At 67.2% G+C, this 19465-nt stretch carries 12 protein-coding genes; 4 read left to right on the forward strand and 8 right to left on the reverse strand.

The genetic code is table 11. From position 1 onward, the window contains the following. Positions 1 to 145: 145 nt before the first annotated feature. Positions 146 to 2281, reverse strand: a complete 2136-nt coding sequence (locus IOD14_RS34900; RefSeq protein WP_212672407.1) for a tetratricopeptide repeat protein — start codon at positions 2279 to 2281, stop codon at positions 146 to 148. After that, complete coding sequence (locus tag IOD14_RS34905; RefSeq protein WP_212672408.1) at positions 2278 to 2688, reverse strand: hypothetical protein; 411 nt, start codon at positions 2686 to 2688, stop codon at positions 2278 to 2280. The genes IOD14_RS34900 and IOD14_RS34905 overlap by 4 nt, the downstream gene beginning before the upstream one ends. Before the next feature lie 227 nt (positions 2689 to 2915). On the opposite strand from IOD14_RS34905, the gene IOD14_RS34910 reads away from it, so the two are divergent. Further along, entirely contained in the window at positions 2916 to 3185 is a 270-nt protein-coding gene (locus IOD14_RS34910; protein WP_142152595.1) for a hypothetical protein, read from the forward strand. Then, positions 3178 to 3816, forward strand: a complete 639-nt coding sequence (locus IOD14_RS34915; protein ID WP_212672409.1) for a DUF6879 family protein — start codon at positions 3178 to 3180, stop codon at positions 3814 to 3816. The genes IOD14_RS34910 and IOD14_RS34915 overlap by 8 nt, the downstream gene beginning before the upstream one ends. A 116-nt stretch (positions 3817 to 3932) precedes the next feature. Here IOD14_RS34915 and IOD14_RS34920 read toward each other — a convergent pair whose 3' ends face one another. The 3 genes from IOD14_RS34920 to IOD14_RS34930 all read right to left on the reverse strand — a co-directional run bounded on the left by IOD14_RS34920 (position 3933) and on the right by IOD14_RS34930 (position 6146). Continuing rightward, positions 3933 to 4808: a hypothetical protein gene (locus IOD14_RS34920; protein WP_212672410.1), complete on the reverse strand. Its 876-nt coding sequence runs from the start codon at positions 4806 to 4808 to the stop codon at positions 3933 to 3935. A gap of 307 nt (positions 4809 to 5115) precedes the next feature. Then, a complete protein-coding gene (locus tag IOD14_RS34925; RefSeq protein ID WP_212672411.1) occupies positions 5116 to 5319 on the reverse strand; it encodes a DUF397 domain-containing protein in 204 nt (67 codons plus the stop codon). After that, positions 5316 to 6146 carry a helix-turn-helix transcriptional regulator gene (locus IOD14_RS34930; RefSeq protein ID WP_212672412.1) on the reverse strand — a complete coding sequence of 277 codons (831 nt, stop codon included), beginning with the start codon at positions 6144 to 6146 and terminating at the stop codon, positions 5316 to 5318. The genes IOD14_RS34925 and IOD14_RS34930 overlap by 4 nt, the downstream gene beginning before the upstream one ends. A 242-nt stretch (positions 6147 to 6388) precedes the next feature. Here IOD14_RS34930 and IOD14_RS34935 point away from each other — a divergent pair, with 242 nt between their 5' ends. Next, positions 6389 to 6937: an ATP-binding protein gene (locus tag IOD14_RS34935; protein ID WP_212672413.1), complete on the forward strand. Its 549-nt coding sequence runs from the start codon at positions 6389 to 6391 to the stop codon at positions 6935 to 6937. Here IOD14_RS34935 and pglX read toward each other — a convergent pair. Together pglX and pglW are read right to left on the reverse strand one after the other, a co-directional pair. Beyond that, positions 6864 to 10472, reverse strand: a complete 3609-nt coding sequence (pglX, locus tag IOD14_RS34940; protein ID WP_212672414.1) for a BREX-2 system adenine-specific DNA-methyltransferase PglX — start codon at positions 10470 to 10472, stop codon at positions 6864 to 6866. The two genes, IOD14_RS34935 and pglX, sit on opposite strands and share 74 nt — an antisense overlap. Further along, positions 10469 to 15178 (reverse strand): BREX system serine/threonine kinase PglW, encoded by a 4710-nt coding sequence (pglW, locus tag IOD14_RS34945; protein ID WP_212672415.1) that lies wholly within the window; start codon positions 15176 to 15178, stop codon positions 10469 to 10471. Before pglW ends, pglX begins: the two co-directional genes overlap by 4 nt. 351 nt (positions 15179 to 15529) lie before the next feature. Between pglW and IOD14_RS44595 the strand changes: the two genes are divergently transcribed. Next, positions 15530 to 17347, forward strand: a complete 1818-nt coding sequence (locus IOD14_RS44595) for an HNH endonuclease (protein WP_249126135.1) — start codon at positions 15530 to 15532, stop codon at positions 17345 to 17347. A gap of 91 nt (positions 17348 to 17438) precedes the next feature. Here the strand turns inward: IOD14_RS44595 and IOD14_RS34955 are convergent, their stop codons facing one another. Beyond that, a complete protein-coding gene (locus IOD14_RS34955; protein WP_212672416.1) occupies positions 17439 to 19325 on the reverse strand; it encodes a DUF2075 domain-containing protein in 1887 nt (628 codons plus the stop codon). Positions 19326 to 19465: the final 140 nt, after the last annotated feature.

Genomic DNA, 19465 nt, shown 5'->3' on the forward strand with positions numbered 1-19465 from the left:
ACGGCGTCTGCACTTTTCGTCCCCCTCGTACTGAACGTCACCCATACGGCCTGCGCATTGCACCCTACATCCGTACCCCCATCGACCCCGTGCCGTATACCCTTGCGCACCGTCCGTGCGGACCGTCCCCGTCCCGCCGTGAGCTCTACGGCCGCCATCGCCCCGACCGGTAGGCGTCCAGCAGTTTGCGGCTCGCGACCGTGAAGGGGTGTTCGGGGCCCAGGCCGCGTTCCCGCCGTTCGACGACGTCGCTCATCAGCGCGATCCCCTCGTCCACCTGTCCGAGCGCGGCCCGGGTCCGGGAGAGGAGTTGCCGGGCGGCGAGCACGATCGGGTACTCGGGCCCGAAGCGCCGCACATACGTCTCGGCGACCCGTCGGATCTCCCGGTCGGCCTCGTCGAAGCGGCCCAGGAGGTACAGCGCCCACGCGTGGTTGTGTCGGGCGCCCAGTGTCACGGTGTGGTCGGGGCCGAGGGACCGATCGCATTCCGACGGCAGCGCGAGCAGTGTGCCGCCTTCCTCGGTGACCACTTCGGCGGCTGGAAGCGTCTCCAGCAGGCTGGCGCGGGCCCGAAGGGTCAACGGATGCGTGGGGCCCAGCGCCGAGCGCCGCCCGGCGACGCTTTCCCGCAGCAGGGCGACGGATTCCTCGCGTCTGCCGAGGTTCGCCAGCACGAGCTGGAGACCATAGCCGCTGTCCGTGGTGTCGGGGTCGTCGGCACCGAACAAGCGCTCCTGGGCGTCCCGGACCGCGCGAAGCGCCGCTTCGGCTTCGGCGTACCTGCCCAGCCGGAACAGTGCCCGCCCTGCCCTGGAACGGGCGGCGAGAACGGTACGGTGCTCCGCGCCGAGGAGTCCCTCTGCCAGGTCCGCCGCGCTTCGGGCGGTCTCCCAGGCGGAGAGGTAGTCACCGGTCCGGTGCAGGGCGACCGACAACCGCGTCGCGACGGCCAGGGCGTCGGCGGCGGACGGCCCGCCGATGTGCCGCAGCAGGGCCAGTGCGTGAGGTACCAGCAGGCGCAGTCGCGGATCGTGCGGACCCGCGTCGGGTACGCCGGGCACGGCCGCGTCGAGCAGTCGGACGGCTGTCGTGTCGAGGGCGGTCACCAGCTCCGCCGGGGTGGCCGCCGAGACGCTGTCGAGCAGGATCCCGTGACTCTGTACGCAGCGCGTGCCGGCGGCGTCGACCAGTTCGGACAGGGACTGGTCGAGGAGGGCCCTGAGGGCTGTCTCGGTCCGAGCACGAGGCAGTACGGCGCCGATGCCGGCATGGTTGAGCAGGGTCAGCGGCAGCGGCTCGGCGGCGAACCGTGCGAGCAGTCTGAGCAGGGCCGCCGCTTCGGACAGTCCGCGCGCCTCGAACGCGTCGAGGGTCAGCTGCCAGGTCAGGCCGACCAGATGACGGGGGTCCGCTTCGGACAGCGCGTCGGCTCCCCGGTCGATCAGCCGGACCCGTTCGTCTCCGTCGAGCTGGTCCCCGTAGGCGTCCATCGTCCAGGGGTCGATGACCTGGTGGGAGAGGAAGCCGCCCGCCAGAGTGAGGGCGAGGGGCAGCCGGCCGAGCCGGTCCGCCACCCGCGCCGCCTGCTCCGTCGTACCGCTGTGCGGGGCGAGATCGCGCAGTACGAGCGCGGCGTCCTCGCGGGGCAGTACGCCGATGTACTGCAGCTCGGCGCCCGGCCACCACCGGGCCGCCGCGCGCCGTGTGGTCACCAGGACGGTGCCGCGCGGGCTGGTGCGCAGCCAGTTGCCGTCCCGCAGGATCTCGGGCTCGTCGGTGTTGTCCAGGACCAGTAACCAGGGTTCGGCGGAACGGTCGAGATACGTCCAGACGAGATCGGCGGCGGGTCTGAGGCCGTTGCGTGCGGCGAGCAGTTCGCCGTCGCCCGCCCCTCGGTCGGCGGCGACGGCGAGCATGCCGGCGCGCAGGCTCGCACGGTCGGAGGCGTTGACCCACAGGCCCACCCGGCCCTGCGCTCCGGTGACCTCCTGGAACAGGGCGCAGGCGACCGCCGTCTTGCCCGAGCCGCCCATGCCGTACAGCACGTAGACCTGGCCGCCGCGCTCCGCCTCGACGCTCGCCCACAGGCGTTCCATCACCTCGCTGCGGTCGCGGAGCGCGACGGGGGGCCGGCCGACCGCCGGGCGTCGCACCGAGTCCGGTCCGCCGTGCGCCGGCCCGTCACCGCCGTAGTGGTGGTGTTCGCTGATGTGCTGGTCGCCCCGCGACTGGTAGACACGTCCATGGTCCTCGGCGTGGCCGTCCGTCCCGCCCGTCATCGCTCTGCGATGTGCTGGTCACGTCCCGCTTGGTAGACCCGGGCCTGACCGGACGCGGTGGCGTGCTGGGTGATCTGCCGGGCAGCCGAGCCATCGGGATCGAGTTGGTCCAGCAGTGCGCGCAGTTCCTCTACGGCGGCGGGCCGGGCGACGAGAAGCCGCCGCACCAACCCCTGCCACTGAAGGCGCAGTTCGTCCAGGGTCTCCTGGTCGTCCGCCGCCACGGCGGCCAGCATGTCCTCACGGCCGGCCTCTAACTCGGCGGCAACGGTCTCGGCTCGCTCGGGTTGCGTCCGGCGCCAGAGCTGTGTGATCCCGTCACGCACACGGTGCCAGGCATCGGTCGCCATCAACGTGACCAAGGTGGCCCCCGCGCTCTGTGCGAGCACGGTCACTTCTGGGTCCACAGCCGCCCCTCCGTTCACCCGATTATCCGACAGCACAGATGGGAAGTGTCACCTGTCAGGCATGGCGTGTTTTTCCTTCCGATCATTATCATTCCAGCCCTGAGCGACACGAGACAAGGAGGAATCAATCCTCGCCATTACCCCTTCGGGCAGGTTCTAACACATGGTCAGACGGGTAAGTTGCACGCTACAGTGAGACATCCCGATCGATCGAGGGGGCGATGGGAATGGCCAGGCCATGGGAAGCAGATCCGGACACAGGTTTCAAACAGCGCCTGGGAAAAACTCCCCAGGAGCTCGGAAACACAACCGGCACTCCCGACTGTCCGGACATCTGGGAACTCACCAACGGTGACATCGCTGTCATCGGCCGAGACCTGACCCAGTCTCTTGGCAGGAACCTCCCCGACGGGGTCTCGATCGGGTCGGACGAACGCCTCGTGGTCATCCCCAGGAACATGCTCATCGCGGCGAAGCCGGACATCCCAAATGTTTGACTCCTTCCGCACCGGCACCTCCGAACGCCTGGACCGCCCCGCCTACCACGCGGACTTAGGCCGGGTCTACTCCAGCGGGATCGGCTTCCTCAACAAGCTCGAGCGAGGCCAGCACTTCAAGGAGCGCGGCTTCCCGAGCTGGGAGGCCTTCGCCGACGGCGACTGGGAGAGGGCCCTGTCCCTGGCCGACGAGAGGCGCGAGGACTACGCCAAAGAACTCCGCCAGGCGTCGCGACTGGGCGTCACGCAACGCCGCCTTCGTGTCGTGGAATTCCCGATCACACCGTATGTGCAATGGGAGTTGTTCGTCCTGCGCGTACGCGTGGATGTGGGCGACGACATCAAGGTCCTCGACGCTCGCGATATTTCGCACATCGAGCGGACTCGCCCAGTTCCAGAGGTAGTGATTCTCGGCGATGTAGTCATGTACGAGGTCGTTTACGACGAGGACGGAAATGCGGCCGGAGCCAACCGTTACACCGACCGCTCACTGATCCGGGAGACGAACGCCGGATTCGATGCGCTTTATGAGCGCGGTGAGGAATTCCGCGATTTCTTCGACCGGGAGATCGTCCCCCTGGCCCCGCCCCGGGTGTCCGGTGCTCCGACGGGTGTTCGCGGTTCGCGGTGATCAGCGGAGCGGGATGACGAGCGAGCCCTCATGCCAACAGATCACCGCGCCCGGCGATGACAAGAACGCTCGCGGCATCGGCCGCCCCTTCGGGGGTGAGGAGTGCGCTCGCGGTGTCAGGACTGGGGTTCCTCCAGCTTGATGGCAGTGTCGTCTGCGCCGTGCTGGTCGGCGTGTGCTGTGGCGAAAGGCTCGTGGTCTTCCACGACTTCACCGTCCACGACTTCCCCATCCATCACTCGGTTTGACGGCTCCGCCAGCGGCAGGCTGGCGAGGTGTTTCTTGAGCCTCTTGGCCATCGGGAGGTAGGTCGCAAGAGTGAGCCCGCCGGAGACCACGGCGCCGACGAGAGGGATGGCCTTCGAGACGGCCTTCGCGAAGGACTGCTTCGTCATCTGGACGCCGAGGTAAGCCGCGACCTTTTTCACCATCGGGTAGACGACACCCTGGGTGAGTGCCTTCTGGGGCAACTTCTTGGCGACCTGCTTCGACATCATCCCGGCGACCTTCCCCACAGCGGCGTTCGCCGACTGGGTTCCGAACATCACGCCGAAGAACAGCGTGAGCACCCCCATGGTCGCGTCATCGACGTCATCGCCGTCGTCGGAGAACAGATCGGGCCAGCTGTAGAGGTAGGCGAGTTTCTGCGCGATACGCACCATGTGGCCGAAGTACTGGGCCACGTCGGCGGGCACGGTGGCGGGAAGGGCGAGCACGCCGGGGATCCCGGCAGCGGCGGAGAGAGCGCTGACCTTGCCGGTTTCGAAGCGGATGGAGTCGTTGGCCACCTTGTCGAGAACCTCAACAGGGATGCCCGCCGCGGCAGGGGTCTCTTCTATCGCCCTCCGGATGGCGTCCTCGGAGCAGTGACGAGCCAGCGCACTTCGAAGGTACGTCTCCCTGTTGATGCGTACACCGGGAAGCTTCGCTGCCGCCAGCAGCACCGCGGAGAAGCGCGACTCGGGGTTCTCGATGCCTTTGCCCTGTTTCATAGCAGGAACTTACAGTAGCGCCGCACTCCAAGGGCCGGACTTCGTATGCCCAGTTGTGGCCTCCTGATGTGGGTGACGGTGGCGTGTGGGCTGGGTCCATCACGATGTAGATCGTCACCCGGGAAGGCGACCGCCGTCGCGAACCGCGTGTCTCTGGGCGGACGTTGATCGCCGTGGCAGCCAGCGCCGACGCGGCACCCGGCGAGCAGGGCGGGAGGACTGCTGAAGGTGCTGCGCAGGCGGATATGCGCAGGGCCCTCGGCAAGCACATGCCTACCGGAAGGCCCTGTCATCGGCGCCATCCCTGTCAGAGTGCCGCGAACTCGACGAATGCGGTCCACGCCGTGGGTTCTACGGCGAGTGCGGCGCGGGTTGTGTCCTTCGAGTCGCGGACGTGTACGGCACCTATACCAGCCGCGACCTCGACGCACTGGCCACCGTCACCAGCGCTGTAGCTGCTCTTGAACCATGCCAGTGCATCAGTGTCCGGCCCTGTCTTATCCCCGCTCATCTCTCTCCCAGCAACTTTTCGATCAACGCCAGCGATTCTGTCGGAGTGTGGGCCTGCGCCCGAAGGATCCCGTACGTACGCTCAAGCTCCCGCACCTTGGGACGCTCTGTGTGCACACGGCTGTCGCCTTGCACCTCCGTGTACGCGATCCTGCGCCCATCCTTGGCTTCCATCAAGGTGAACGGTCCAGCGAGTCCCGCATGTTCCTGGCGGGACAACGGCATCACCTGGATTACCACGTTGCGCTTCTCCGCCATCAGCATGAGGTGCTCCAACTGGCCTCGCCAGACAGCCTCTCCGCCGAGCGGCCGGAGCAGGACAGCCTCCTCGATCACAAAACTCAGATGCGGCGCAGGGTGTCGGGAGAAGATCTCCTGCCGTGCCAGTCGTGCGGTTACTCGCTGCTCCATGAGCGCTTCGTCCAACAACGGCTGCCACATGGCGAACACCGCTCGCGCGTACTCCACCGTCTGCAACAGCCCGTTGACCAACTGAGTGTCATACACCTGCAGCTCGACGGCCTCGGACTCCAACTTGGCCGCATCCCGGAAGAACGCCGGATACTGAGCCCGAGCCACCTCCTCCTTGCTCGCTCTCAACACCCCACCCGCGTCCAGCACTTCATCAGCTCGGTCGATGAACTTCGGCGGCGGGATACGTCTCCCCTGCTCGAACGACGCGATCGTCGAGGCCGAGTACCCGGTCAGCGACCCGAGCCTCGCGCGGTCCACACCCGCCCGCTCCCGGAACAGCTTCAACTGCCGCCCGAACACGCACAACATGCCCGTCCCGACGTCGTACTCCGGCTGCTGAACCTCGTCGTCCACGCCGCAGCTCCTCCCGTACGACCATCACGGTCACCGGACACCGCCCACCCAACGCGCGGCCCGGCAACCAATCACGTCCAACACCACGTACAAGCGCACCGCCCACGCGTACAGCCCGCACCCGTCAGCGCATCGCTCCTGTTCAACGCTACTCAGAGTTCGCAACCATTGACCGTATGAAGTCACCAACTCCCCCGAACGGGCATATGCCACAGCACCTGGCGCCCGAACGCGAGTTCACCATGCAGTTCACCTCAACCCCACGCGGTGCTCGCCTCGCCCGCCGACTCGTCTCGCACCGCCTGAACGACTGGGGCCACCCCTACACGACCCCGGTCAACGAGAAGCTCACCCTCATCACGGCCGAACTCACCGCCAACGCCGTACGCCACGGCCACGTCCCCGGCCGGGACTTCCATGTCCAACTCACCCTGACCGAGGACACGTTCCGTGTCGAGGTGACCGACACCCGCGCCGAGAAACAGCCCCCATCAACTCCCCCGGCCCCCGACTCCACATCCGAGTCCGGCCGCGGCCTTCACCTCGTCGCAGCGCTCGCGGACAACTGGGGCCTCACGCCCCGCCCAGCTGCCCCCGGCAAGACCGTCTGGGCCGAGCTGCGCGTACCGAACGGAGGCCACCCGCCCACGCACCCAGTGGCCCTTCGTCCGGCAGACTCGGCATCAGCGCACGGGCACAACACCGAGTCATTTCCGGCTACTTCTTCACGGCAGCACGACGGCCTCGAGTTGCGGCCTGAGGACGCCAGTTACGGAGGTCGTCGTCGGTGAGTCCGTGCTCGCCCTGCTTCTGCTGGCGGTATCCGGCGAAGAAGTCTGCTGGCGAGCCGCTGTAGAGCATGTCGAACTCGTTGTGCCACTGGTACAGCCACGGCTGAAGTTCCAGCAGGCCGGCGAGGAACGGCGTGATCTCCTCGGTCGACAGCGCGGTGTTAGTGAAGTACGTGGCGAGGGCCTGCGCCTGCTCCCGATGGTCCCAGCCAGCCCACCCGTAGAGCTCGGGGGTGGCGGCGTTGGTCTGCCCGTACGAGATGAACCGCTCCTTGGGCACGTCGAGCTTGCCGCGCGCCTTCCAGTAGGAGGGGCGAAGGAAGTCAGCCGAGGTGTACTTCGGCGGCACCGGGATGGAGTCCCGGATCTTCCGCTTGGCGGGCTCGTCCGGGGCGGCGTCCTCCTTGCGCTGGAGGTCCCACACCTCTTCCCAGTCGGCACGCTTCTTCATGCCGGAGGGCTTGTAGCGCAGGGCGGAGAGGAACGGCACGTGCTCGTCCGTGATCAGCTCGGCGACGACCTTGGCGAGTTCCTTGCGGGGCGCGTAGAGCTTGGCGACGGAGACGAAGTCCTCGTCTCGGGAGAGGGCATCGATGAGTCGGGCCAGGGTGAGGATCGTGGGCTGACCGTTCTCGTCAAACCAGTGGTCGCGCTTCTCCACCCGGTCGAGCAGCCAGGAGCGGAGGGCCTTCTCCTGGAGGGCGTCCCAGCCCTCGGTGGCCCAGCGGCGCTTGTACTCGGGTCGCTCGACCATGTTAATGGCACGGTTCGACTCGATGACGTCAATTCGCTTCTGGACGATCTCTCGGTAGGGGGCGGGCCAGTGGACGGGGATCTGCGTGATCGGCGTGGAGTTGTGCCGTTTGAACCACTCGTCGCTGGCCTCACCGGCTACAACGCGGCGCGCTAGGACGATCTCGAAGGCACGCTCACCGAGAGCCAGTTCGGGGATATTAGGATCGTCTGGGTCCTTGGAGACACGGATGTCTTCAGGGTGGAGGTTGTAGAGGGAGTAGACCTGCCAGTCCAGCTCTTCTTGGAGAGCAATCATGCGGGCCCGCGTGGACTCCCACAACGAGCGCGCCCGACGGAGATAATCCGCGCTGGGCACGACCTTAGACACGCAAGCAGCCGGGCAGTACTCATCGAGCTGGCGAGCACCCCTCTCGAGGGCGGCAGCCATTTCCAGCGAGCATTCAGAGGGAAGCGGAAATTCCGCAACATTTGCCCCGTTGAACTGATAGAAGTCGCGCCACTTCTCCCCTTTTGAGTATCCGCCCCCAGGCCCACCCTTACTGTGACAGTTAAGCTTCAACCAAAGACCCGCCGTGGAACTATTCAGGAGCCCCAGAATGCGAATATACTCCTCTTCCCCAGCTTCATCGTTAAGCTTCACGATCGGAGCAGTCTGCTTGAAGACCCTTCCCCCGCGATCCAGCACAAAGTGATTATGCGTAGCAACTTCCGCGAATGCAATTGAAAGCTTATCTCGGTATCGCCCCTTGAAGAACATTGAGTACTCAAACCACTTGAGACCTCTGGCGATCTGCGATTTCCCGAAGGCCACCCGATCGGACAAGATGACCCTGTAGGGCCACAGCAGGCGCTCACCAGATTCTGAGATGACTGCCTCTAGAGTCTCAGGCGAGTAGGGCCAGAGCGAAGCAGTGGACTCTTGTACCGAATAGTCACGAACCTCCGTCCCCTCGACCAGTGGCCGCCACTCGCCCTCTTTAATACCTCGTCGCGTCAAATGGCCAGCACCCAACATGTAGGCACTGTCTTCCCTGGTCACTGCGCCAGCACCAATATCTGACGCAATAGAGGACAGAGAAGCCTGCACCGAAGAGCCCACCTGCTCAACCATCTCGAGGCCGCCAGCGACCAAGATCCACGGCTGCCTGCCGAAGTACCGACCGCGCTCCAAGTCGTCCACTGTGACCCATTGACTCACAGAACCAGGCATATCGACCTGGTTGACAATTGCGTTCCACACCAGGCCGTCTGCGGCCCTTTCAGGGACAATTGCCTCCCCCTGGACACTTCGAACCGCGCGAATAGTGCCAATTCTCCCATTACCGCCACGATTTCTACCCACCAGGATGACCGTTGGCGTTCCATGGCCGGGAATGTATGCGCCGGAAGTGTCAATTACTTCTACGAGTTCGACCTTGTGCGCAAAATATTCCTCGATCAATTTACTGCCAAATTCACGCTTCATGAACGAGTTTGCGGTGATCTGGCCGACCATGCCGCTCCCTCGCGCATCAGCGCCTCCTCTCTTGGCAAGCTCAAAAAACCGCTGCGCAAACGGAACGGAAAGAGCATATGTACCGGCGCAGGCAGAGTATAGATCGCGGTAGAGTTCATTGAGGTTTTTGTCCTTCACGGTAATGTACGGCGGGTTTCCAACCACCACGTGATATCGCCCTTGCTGAAGAATTCCCGGGTGTTCATGCACATCTTCTGTTGCATAAGCGAACGAGGCCAACTGATCCTTCATCGCGTCCTCGTCCCCGCCCAGTGTCAGCTCCAACTGCCGCGCTTTGATGAGCGAGTCACCCACTGCCAGGTGAACCGGCCACTCATACCTCGCCGCCTCCCTCAGCGTCCGCACCTCACTCGCCGCCATAGCCGCCACCAACAACCGGAACCGAGCAATAGCCACCGCGAACGGGTTGATGTCCACCCCGTGCACCGAGTCCAGCGCAGCCCGCACCCGCTCATGCGCATCACGCCCCGGCTGCCCCTCCCCCCACAGCCGCACCAACCGCCGAAACGCCCCCAGCACAAAGTGCCCCGACCCACACGTGGGGTCGATCATCTTCAGTTCCTCGTACCCGAACTCCCGCACCGCCGGGTTCATCGTCCGGTCGAGGATGAACTCCTCAACGAACTCCGGCGTCTGGAGCAGCGCGTACGTCTTCCGCGCGGCCTCACTCAAGTCCTGGTACAGGTCCCCCAGGAACCGCGTATCCCACCCCTCCGTACCGTCCTCGTTCAGCGGATCGGTGAAGTCATGGACGAGGACACCGCCCTCATCCCTCCCTCGCCAGAACTCGACCAGATCCCGCGCACCGTCATGCGAAAGCGGAACCTGGTACAGCGGATTGTGCTGCTTATCAAAAAGAAGCCGACCCGCCTGCCCCTGCCCCAGTTCCTCGAACGCCTTCTCCAGCCACCCCCGGTACGTCGGGTCCTCGTCCGACTCCACATAGGCGTCGTACCGCGACTCCGCCAGCTCCCGCCGGTCACCGTCCGGCCCCGTCAGGTACGGCTCCGGAATCAGCCGGTTGTCCTCACAGAACCGCACGAACACAGTCCCCAGCACCCACGCCACCGCGATCTGTGTAACCCGCTCGTCCAGCCACGACGTCCACGTCGCCGCCGTACGCCCCAGCTTGCGCGCCTGGTCGTACTCAGCCTTCAGCCGTGCGCCGACATCCCCCAGCGCCTTCACCTGGCGCCCGAGGTCGGTCTCGACCGCCTTGACCTGCTGCTTCAGGTCGTCCAACAGAGCTTTGCGGTCGATCACTTCGCGTCTCCCTCGACACCACTGGCACTAGCCACAACATCACCGGTCCCACGATGGGCGTTGCCCACCCACGTGTCCGGAAGCTGAATCCACTCCCCCAAGCCGGCCTGGTACGGCACCGCCACCTGCCCGAGCCGGGGCTCGCGCGAGGGGTCGCTCTGCGGGACGAGGAGCCACAGCCCCCGCCCACCGCGCCGGGCCACCGACGCCAGCCGGTCCAGGACTCCCATCGCGTCGTACCGCGCGAACACCCCGGCCTCCGTCAGCAGAACAGGACCGACAGGACTGGCCCCGCCCCCGCCACCGCCGCCCAGCAGCTCCGCGACCCGGGGCTCCACCGCGCCCCACGCCGTCCGCACGTACTCCGCGAACCGCACCGCACCCTTCGAACCCGGCTCGGCGGCATCCGCCTTGAGCAGGGTCTCCCACGTCGGCTTGGTACCCGGCGTGACCTGTGCGTGCAGGGCCTCCAGGAACAGCTCGGTCACCGACACCGCCTCCGCGCCCAGCCGCTCGGCGCCCAGCTCCCGCACCGCGTCCCGCACCAACTGCTGCCGTACGGTCAGCACCCGGTAGCCGTCCCGGCGGGCCGACGCGAGCAGCCGTTCCTCCGCGCGTACCGCACCCGCGAGCTGCGGGTCGTCGGCGTACCGCGTCACCGCACCCGTACGCGTCGACTGCCGCCACGCGCCCGTCGTCAGATAACTCGACGCGTCGTCGACCCGCGTCGGCAGGTAGCGCAGCACGCCCTCGCGTTCGTGCATGCTCAGCGACAGTTCGAAGCCGGCGTCGCGCAACGCCTTGGTGAGCGGGCCACCCGTCGGCAGTTCGTGGTGCGTGCCGCCACGCCCGTCAGGAACGACCATCTCCGGGAAGCGAGCGCGGACCCGTTCGTGCACGGCCTCGCCGGTCAGGCCCGGCTGCTGCCCCTCCGGCATGCCCGGGATCCAGCGGACGAGCCCGGCCTGGGTGAGGCGCAGCGCCCGGACCAGCGACAGGTCCCGCGGGTAGATCTCCAGGCGCGGAGTGGCGGCGGCGTTCACGGATGCCGCCGCCGCCAGCTCCACCATCCGCCGCTCGTCCCAGTTCACCGCGCCCGGCGGCACCGTCAGCGCGCCCAGCTCGGCCAGCACAGTCGCGGCCGTCGGCAGGGTGTCCAGCTTGGCCAGCCGGTCCGCCGTACGGCCGAGACGGGTCGCGTACTCCAGCAGGCCCGGCGCGGTCGGGGTGTCCGGGCCGTCGTTCTCCCGCACGTCGAGGGCGAGCAGGCCGGCGCCCAGGGACTCGTCCGTCGCCTTGCGGTTCGGCTGGTGCTGGAACTCGGCCTCCTGCGGCACCAGTTGCTCCACCTCGACCACGGCCCGCACGGCCGCCAGCGCCATCGCGCGCCGCTGCTCACGCCCCGCGAGATGCGTGCCGCGCCGGACCGCCAAGGCGTCCGCGATCTCCACCGCCGAGGCGACCCGCCCCATGCTCACGAGCAGGTCGATGATCTCCTCGCGCAGTGCCTGGACGGCGGGCTCCGCCTTCCAGCGCTTGCGCTCCTCCTTGAGCATCTGCGGGATGCGGCCGTGGCTCAGGGCGAGCGCGTCGGCGACGTCCTTCTGCTTCGGCCAGACGCCGATGTCGGGCAGCACGCCGTGCTCGTCGGGCAGGCGCAGCAACAGCCGTACCATCTCCGCCTTGTTGCGGTTGGAACCGTTGTTGTTGACGGCGGGTACGAAGATGGTGGCGAGGGTGTCGAGGCTGACGGAGCGCAGCGTGCGGGCGGGCAGCGCGCCCGCCGACTCGCCTGTCGCTAGGTGGCCCACCAAGGCCGACTCGGCGGCCGTGAGCTGATCCAGCTCCTCCTTGGCCTCCGCCCGGCCCTTCGGGGTCAGCGGCGAGACGGGGATCTCGCGCAGCCGCTCGCCCCACTCGCGCTGGCGCTGCTGGACCTCGTTGCGGGTCTTGGCGCCCAGGCCGGGGGCGTTGACGAGCTTGCGGCGGCTGTAGTCGAGCAGTTCGCCGACCGTCGTGATGCCCAGGCCGTACAGGAAGGACTGCGCGGCGAGCGTGAGGCCGGAAACGGTCAGCGAGGTGTCGCGGGTGACCTCGGCGGCGAGGCGGTCGCGCTGCTGCTCGGCGCTCTCGGGCTCGGCGTCCGCGATCACCGCGGCGGCGCCCTCAGCGGGCAGCCCTTCCCCCGTGGTCGTGGCCGCCGGGGCCGGGGAGCGGGTGCGGTGGCTGGAGGGGACGGTCTGGGAGGCGTCGAGGAAGACCTTGCGCCAGGCGTCCCGCATCGGCTTCAGCTCGGGGTACCGCTTGGCCGCGTCGCGGTTCAGGGCCTTCTGGAAGAAGGCGACCAGACCGTCCCGTACGGCCGGGTCGAAGGCCTCGGCCGCGATGGTCGGGTACGGCCACTCCTTCGCGTCGGTCATGCGGGGCGGGAGACTGCCGTCGCCCCACTTGGGCAGCTCGCCGGAGGCCATCTGGTGCAGAGTGACGGCGACGGCGTACCGCTCGGCGTGCGAGTCGTACGAGCCTCGGGTGATGACGTCGACGAAGGGGTCGAGGTAGCCGTCTGTGCCCGCGTCGGTGTTCTTGGCCGGGTAGCCGGCGAGCGAGAAGTCGATGAGGACGAGTTCGCGGGTGCGGTTGGGGCGGATGCGGATGGCGATGTTGTCCGGCTTGATGTCGCGGTGCCAGACGCCCTCGCCCTCCAGGAAGTCGACGGCGCCGAAGAGGTAGTCGCCGTACGCCTCCAACTGGTCGACCTGGAGGCGGCCGTTCTCGCGGAGCTGGCGGGCGACCGTCTCCTCACGGCGGCGCGGGCGTACCCCGGCCTCGGTGCCCTGCCCGTTGTCGTCGCGCTCGTCACCGACGTACTCCAGCGCCAGGACCGTACGGCCGGCGATGTGCAGCGGCTCCGGTTCGACGAGGCGGATGATGCCGGAGTGGGGGCGCAGGCGGCCCATGGCCTCGGCCTCGCGGGCGAGGATCTCGCCGCGGTTGTCGGAGAGGGCGACCTTCAGCACGGCCAGCGGGCGGGTCCTGCGGGCCTCGGCCTCAAGATCGCGGACGAGGAAGGCGCGGCTGGTGGAGCCGGTGCCCAGGCGGCGTCGGATCTCCCACCGGCCGGCGAACACGTCACCGGCGACGGCCTCCAGCGGGTCCTTGTCGACGGGGGTCGTGTCCTCCTCGCCGGGCCCCTCCGTACCGGTGGCTGTCGTGGCCGGGGCGGTCAGGGAGTCCTCGACGACCTCGAGCAGCTCCAGGAACTCGTCCACGCTGGAGAGGCGTTGACCCGGCCGGTAGGCGGTGGCGGCCTGCACCAGGTCGTCGACGTCCTCCGACAGGCCGTCCACCAGGGAGCTGGGGCGCAGGCCCTCGCCCGCCTCCAGGCGGGCCAGCAGCTCGGCCTGGCTGGCGGCCGGGGCCTTGCCGGTGACCAGCAGGTAGGTGAGGACGCCGAGCCCGTACACGTCGAGGTAGACCGGGTCGGGGTTGAGGGCGGTGAGCTCGGGGGCGAGGTAGGCGTCGGCGTCGTCGGCCAGGTGCATGGCGGACAGGGCGGTCGGCGCGAAGCGGGTCATGCCCTGGCCCTGGGAGGAGTCGCCGCTGCGCTGCGTGGCGATCTGCCAGTCGGAGATCTGCAGCTGCGGGGTGAGCCAGGCGGCCTCCTCCCCCACGGCCCGGCCCTTCCCGCCGCGCGGCCGGGGGACGACGAGCACGGAGCGGGCGGCGAGCGCCCGGTGGTGGATGCGGCTGGAGTGCGCGGAGCGCATGGTCTCGGCGAGCTGGCGGACCAGTGCCATCCGGCCGAGGATGTCCAGCTTCTCGCCGTACTGGACCAGGTACTCGTCGAGCTTCAGGGTGGCCGGGTGGTAGTCGAAGATCAGCGCGGGGCCGGCGGCGTGCCCGGAGGGGAAGTACTGCTTGAGCTCGACCGCGCCCGGGTGCTTGAAGCGGCCCAGCACCGCGGCTTCGCGCCGGGCGGCGTTCTCCACGGACTGGCGCAGGGAGGCGTCGGAGCCGCGCTCACTGAGGTAGATGCGGACGCGGGCGGCCTCGGGGAGGTCGCTGTGGCGGGCGAGGTAGTCCGCCCAGGTGGGCCCGGAGTCGAAGGACTTCCGTTCCAGCTCGTACGGGCCGACCTTGTACTGCGCGTCGCTCTTGCGGATGCCGATGTTCTTGAGGGCCGCCTCGATCTCGCGCGAGCCGGTCGCCGTGATGCGGCGCCGCTCGTCGCGCGGGGGCTGCCCCAGCATCTCGACCAGCTGGTGGACGGTGTAGACGCCGTTCTGGTCGTGGGCGGGCAGCCGTACGCGAAGGCTGTTGTCCGTGAAGCAGACGGCCTCGGCGACCCAGACCCGCTTGCCGCCGGTCCCTGCGAGCAGACCGGCCAGCTCCTTGGCCTTGCGGTTGACCAGGTGCAGCGGGTTGCCGTGCGTGCGGCGACGACCGCCGGGCGTGGTCTGGACCCAGGTGCCGTTCTCCGAGGTCACCGAGCCGTGCCAGTCCTTCAGCTCGATCATGCAGACGCCGCCGGGGGCGACGACCAGCAGGTCCACCTCGCGCACGTGGCCGGTGTTCGCGGTGAAGGTGAAGTTCGACCAGGCACGCCAGGGGTCGGAGTCCGGCAGCTGCTCCCGGATCGCCTCCAGGCCGCGGCGTTCGTGATCGAACTCGGACTCGGTGACCGTGACCCACCGGCCTTCCCGCATGCCTGTTCCCCGCTCCTCGTTTCCCTCGAGGTCACCTCAGCCCAAGGTCAGACCCCTGACGCAGATCCTAGTGGGTGCCAGTGGCATGAGAAGAGGTCGTGAAGAGCGGGACTACAGGACATTCACCGCACATGGCGAAGCACTCTGAGTCGATTTATCCTTCTTGCCCCGTAAGAGATGTTGGTACTCGCGCCGACACTCCCTCCACCACACCCCTTTACCGCGCCAGTCGCGGCAGATCCTCGCTTGCGCCCCCACGCACAACAGGAGTGAGGGCGCAGGCGGCCGGCAATGAGGCAACAGGCAGGCATGCGGCGGCACTTGTCATACCTACCTACTAATGTCCTCGACATGGGACTTGGGGATATCACGCGCGCCGGCGTGCTGGCTGCAGTCGCGGAGTGTCAGGCCTTGGGACGCGAAACGTTTCGCCGCCGATACGGCTTCGGCAGGGCATTGACATACGTCTTGGTCGTAGACGGTGACAGCTACGACTCGAAGGCCATAGCCGGCGTAGCTCATCTGTACTCAGTCGGAACTCTGCTGTCGGCCGACGACTTCAGCGGAGGTGCACGCACAGTGGCACACCGTCTGCGAGCACTCGGCTTCACCGTGGAGGACGGAAGCACCGCTGCGGACAGCCCGCAGCAGGCAGAGCCGCAGATACTCCTCCAGCCTCGCGGCGGGGCTCGGCTTCGAGGGGCACAGAACTTCGCCAAGTCGGTACGCCAGGGCATCCGGATCTCGGACATCCTGGATGTGCTTGGTGACCAGGCAACCACACTGAATGCCCTGTATCCAGACGGAATCGCTCGGTTGTGGGGTGCCACTCCCACCGACCAAGCCAACAACGAAAAAGTACGCGCACTGCGAGATCGTCGCGTCGGTGACGATGTGTATTTCTACACGGCGAAGCATTTCTTCGCTCGCGCACGCATTCTCCATCTGTTCACCAGCTCGCCTGTGGCACGGAGGGTCTGGGGAGCCGACAGTGACAACGCCACTTGGGAACACATCATGGCGCTGGGTGACGTCGAGGAATTTCCCACTCCTGTCCTCGCAGAGCCAGTGCTGCGCCAGATGAACGTTCCAGTACCTCTGTGGAGCCTTACTCTGCGGTCCCCCGAGAGCTACCGCAGCGTTCTCCCTCTCCTACCGGCGAAGAGCCGGCCGGTGGTTCCGTCACCGCTGAAGCCGCCTTCAGCCACAGCCACAGCTGACCAGCTCACCGCGGAGGGTCTGCTGGAGCGGCTCGGCTCCCTCCGCGCTCATCGCCAACCAGGAAGCAAAACGCCCAGCCGCCACCAGCCATTGGCCCTGCTGTGGGCGATATCCCGGATTTCCGCGGACAGGCCACGCCTGACACCGTGGGCCCTTTTCCGAACGGAGGTGAGTCCGCTTCTCGCCGACTTCGGACTCCCCGGTTCCAAGGTCACCCCCGAGTACCCCTTCTGGCACCTGCGTGGCAGCAACATCTGGGAGGTGCACGGGATGGAGAGTGATGCCGGTACCGCCCCCCGAACAGGCGCCCTCGACACGCACCAGCCCGTCGCCGGCCTGACCCACACAAGCGCTGAGCTGCTGAGGGACCCCCTTATCCGCCTGCAGGCCGTGATCAAGCTGTGCAGCACGTACTTCGACGGTGTCGACCTGCGTGAGTTGCTCAATCGGGTAGGCCTCGCCGGGTACGCAACGGCGGATGGCCTGGTCGACGAGGACGAGGAGGAGGACACTGACGGCCAAGAGGGTGCCGCTGCGACCGAGCGTGCGACCGGTCCAGCCGCACGACGGACGCGCACCTCCTCACAGCTTGTTCGCGACGCCGCGATCGCGACGCGGGTCAAGGAGCTGCACGGCCACGCCTGCCAGATCTGCGAGACACGCCTGCAGTACAAGCGCAGACCGTACAGCGAGGCCGCTCACATACGTGGTCTCGGAACGCCTCACGACGGTCCGGACGAGCTGCCGAACCTGCTCTGCCTGTGTCCCAATCACCACGTCCTCTTCGACGGGCTCGAAATCTACGTCGATGTCGACGGCGTGGTGAGGCACACGCACGGGGATGAGTCAGTGGGACGGCTTCGTCAGCACAACGGTCATCCCATAGACGAAGCACACCTGGACTACCACCGGACCCTCTGCGAACTCAGCAGGATCACGCGGAGCTGAGCAGGTCACACGACCGTGCCGCTCTGCCACCCTCGATGCGCATCAGAGGTGAGCCACTCCATGCGCCGAGCCCAGCAGGGTCGGGCACGCGTCAGACAGACAGGGCCTGTCGTGTCGCTCCTCCCGCCAACTCCCGCAACTTCTCCCGCGTCTCGGGATCCGTCGCGTACACAATCGTGCCCACCATGCCCCGGGTCAGAAGCACCTTGTAGGTGTTGCGGATCAAGCGGTCCACCTCGGCGTCGGAGGTGGACCGCTTGAAGACGGGGTCCTTCGACGCTGCCCGGTCGGTCACCCAACGATCCCCGCGCCAGAGCAGGTCGGGGCCGATGATGACGCCGGACCAGTCGTACTCGAAGCCCTGTGCCGTATAGACGCAGCCGACCTGGCCGAAGCCTGCCGGGTCGGTGGCCCACAGGGCGGCCGGGGGAGCACCGGACACGGATCGGTCACCGCGCAGGTTCCACGGGCGGGCCCAGTCGCCGATCACGACGTCGGGCGGCAGTGGAGCGCCAGGTTTGGGCTCCGGGGACCAGCGCCAGCTGTAGCCGGCCGACATGCGCGCGCCGTAGCCCTCGGCTCGTCGGGCCTCCAAGAACCCCTCCATTTCCTGAGGGCTGTCGGCAACCAGGAGCTGCATGCGGCCGTCGGATTCCCAGGTGACCGGGCCCCCGGCCTCCAAGCCGAGGAGCCGTACCACCCAGCGCAGATACGCGTCACTGCCGCCGCAGCGGAACTGGCTGTCCAGAGGGACGACGTGACACGGGATGTCCCGCTTCGCCGCCGCCTCCTCGATGTCGGCCACTGTGCCCATCTCCCCGGGGCGCACCACCTGGTGCTCGTCGAGGAAGAACACGGGTACGTAGGCGACGTCGATCAGCTCGTCGATCTGGGCCCTGCCGGTCCGATTCTCGGCACGGGTGTAGCGGTTGGCCGAGGTCTCCCGGATGCGGTGGGCCTCGTCACAGATCAGGGCACCCAAGCTGTTCTTCTCGGCGGTCATGAAGCTGTTGAAGTACTTGAAGAGATCCTGCACTTCGCGCTTGCGGGCACCGGCGACCTTCCGCATCGTCTTGGTGAACGACTGCGAGCCGGTGGCATGCAGAGCCGGGACTCCGCGCCGGTACAGCTCGCCGAGCAGTTGGAGCGCGATCACACTCTTGCCGGTGCCGGGCCCGCCCGTGACGATGACAACCTCCTTGCGGTCGGCGTGCTTCGCCTTCTCCACCGCGTTGAGCACCATCCGGTACGCGACCTGCTGCTCGTCGAGGAGGACGAACTGAGTGCGGTCCCGCACTTCCTCGGCGGCCAGGGACATGAGTTGCTTGGACGGCACCTTGGCTCCTGCGCGGAGTTCGTCCGCCACCCGGGCCCCCGGGTGCTTGTCGCTCAGCCTCGCACGCAGGTAGTCGATGAAAGCACCCCTGCGTTCCGCGGTGAAGAGCAGTCCGTAGCCGTCATGCTCGATCTCCCGCAGCCCGTTCACACCGAACTCGGTCGCGTTGTGCAGAAACGCCACTCCGGCCACCCGGTGGCCGTGCTCGGCAACCGCCCCATTGAAATTGACGAGGTAGTCGCAGTAGCGGCGGACCTGCTCGATGGGGTTGAGGACCGGATGCGCGTAGGCGTCGACATGGCACAGAGTGGGGTCGTCCTCGTGAGGCAGCGCCTGGCTCCACTGCTTCAACTCCACCACGACGTATGACGGCTCACTCGTGACCGGGTGCACTCCGGCGAGAACGACATCGGCCCGCTTGCTGTTCAACGGGAGCGCGTACTCCAGCATGACCTCGACGGCGCCCAGGCCTGCGTCGTTCAACGCAGCGACGAGAAGAGGGATGCTGCGTTCCCAGGAACGCACCTCCGAAGTGCCGGGCCGGTAGCCGTGCATGTGGACGAACTGGTCGGTGAGGTGCAGGAACAGTGAACCGTCGAGTGCCATGACGGCGACCGTTTTCGCGGACGCGCGGAACAGCAAGGACTTCCCCCAGGCAGCACGAAGTGACTCGTGCGGTTGGGGGCATGTCCTTCGAGACTCCACCGGAGTGGAGCGGAAGCCCGTCGGGCCGCGTTGACGATGTGCCTGAGGGTACCTGGCGGTACTGACAGTCGTACCGG

It is taken from the genome of Streptomyces sp. A2-16 (assembly GCF_018128905.1).
GTDB lineage: Bacteria > Actinomycetota > Actinomycetes > Streptomycetales > Streptomycetaceae > Streptomyces.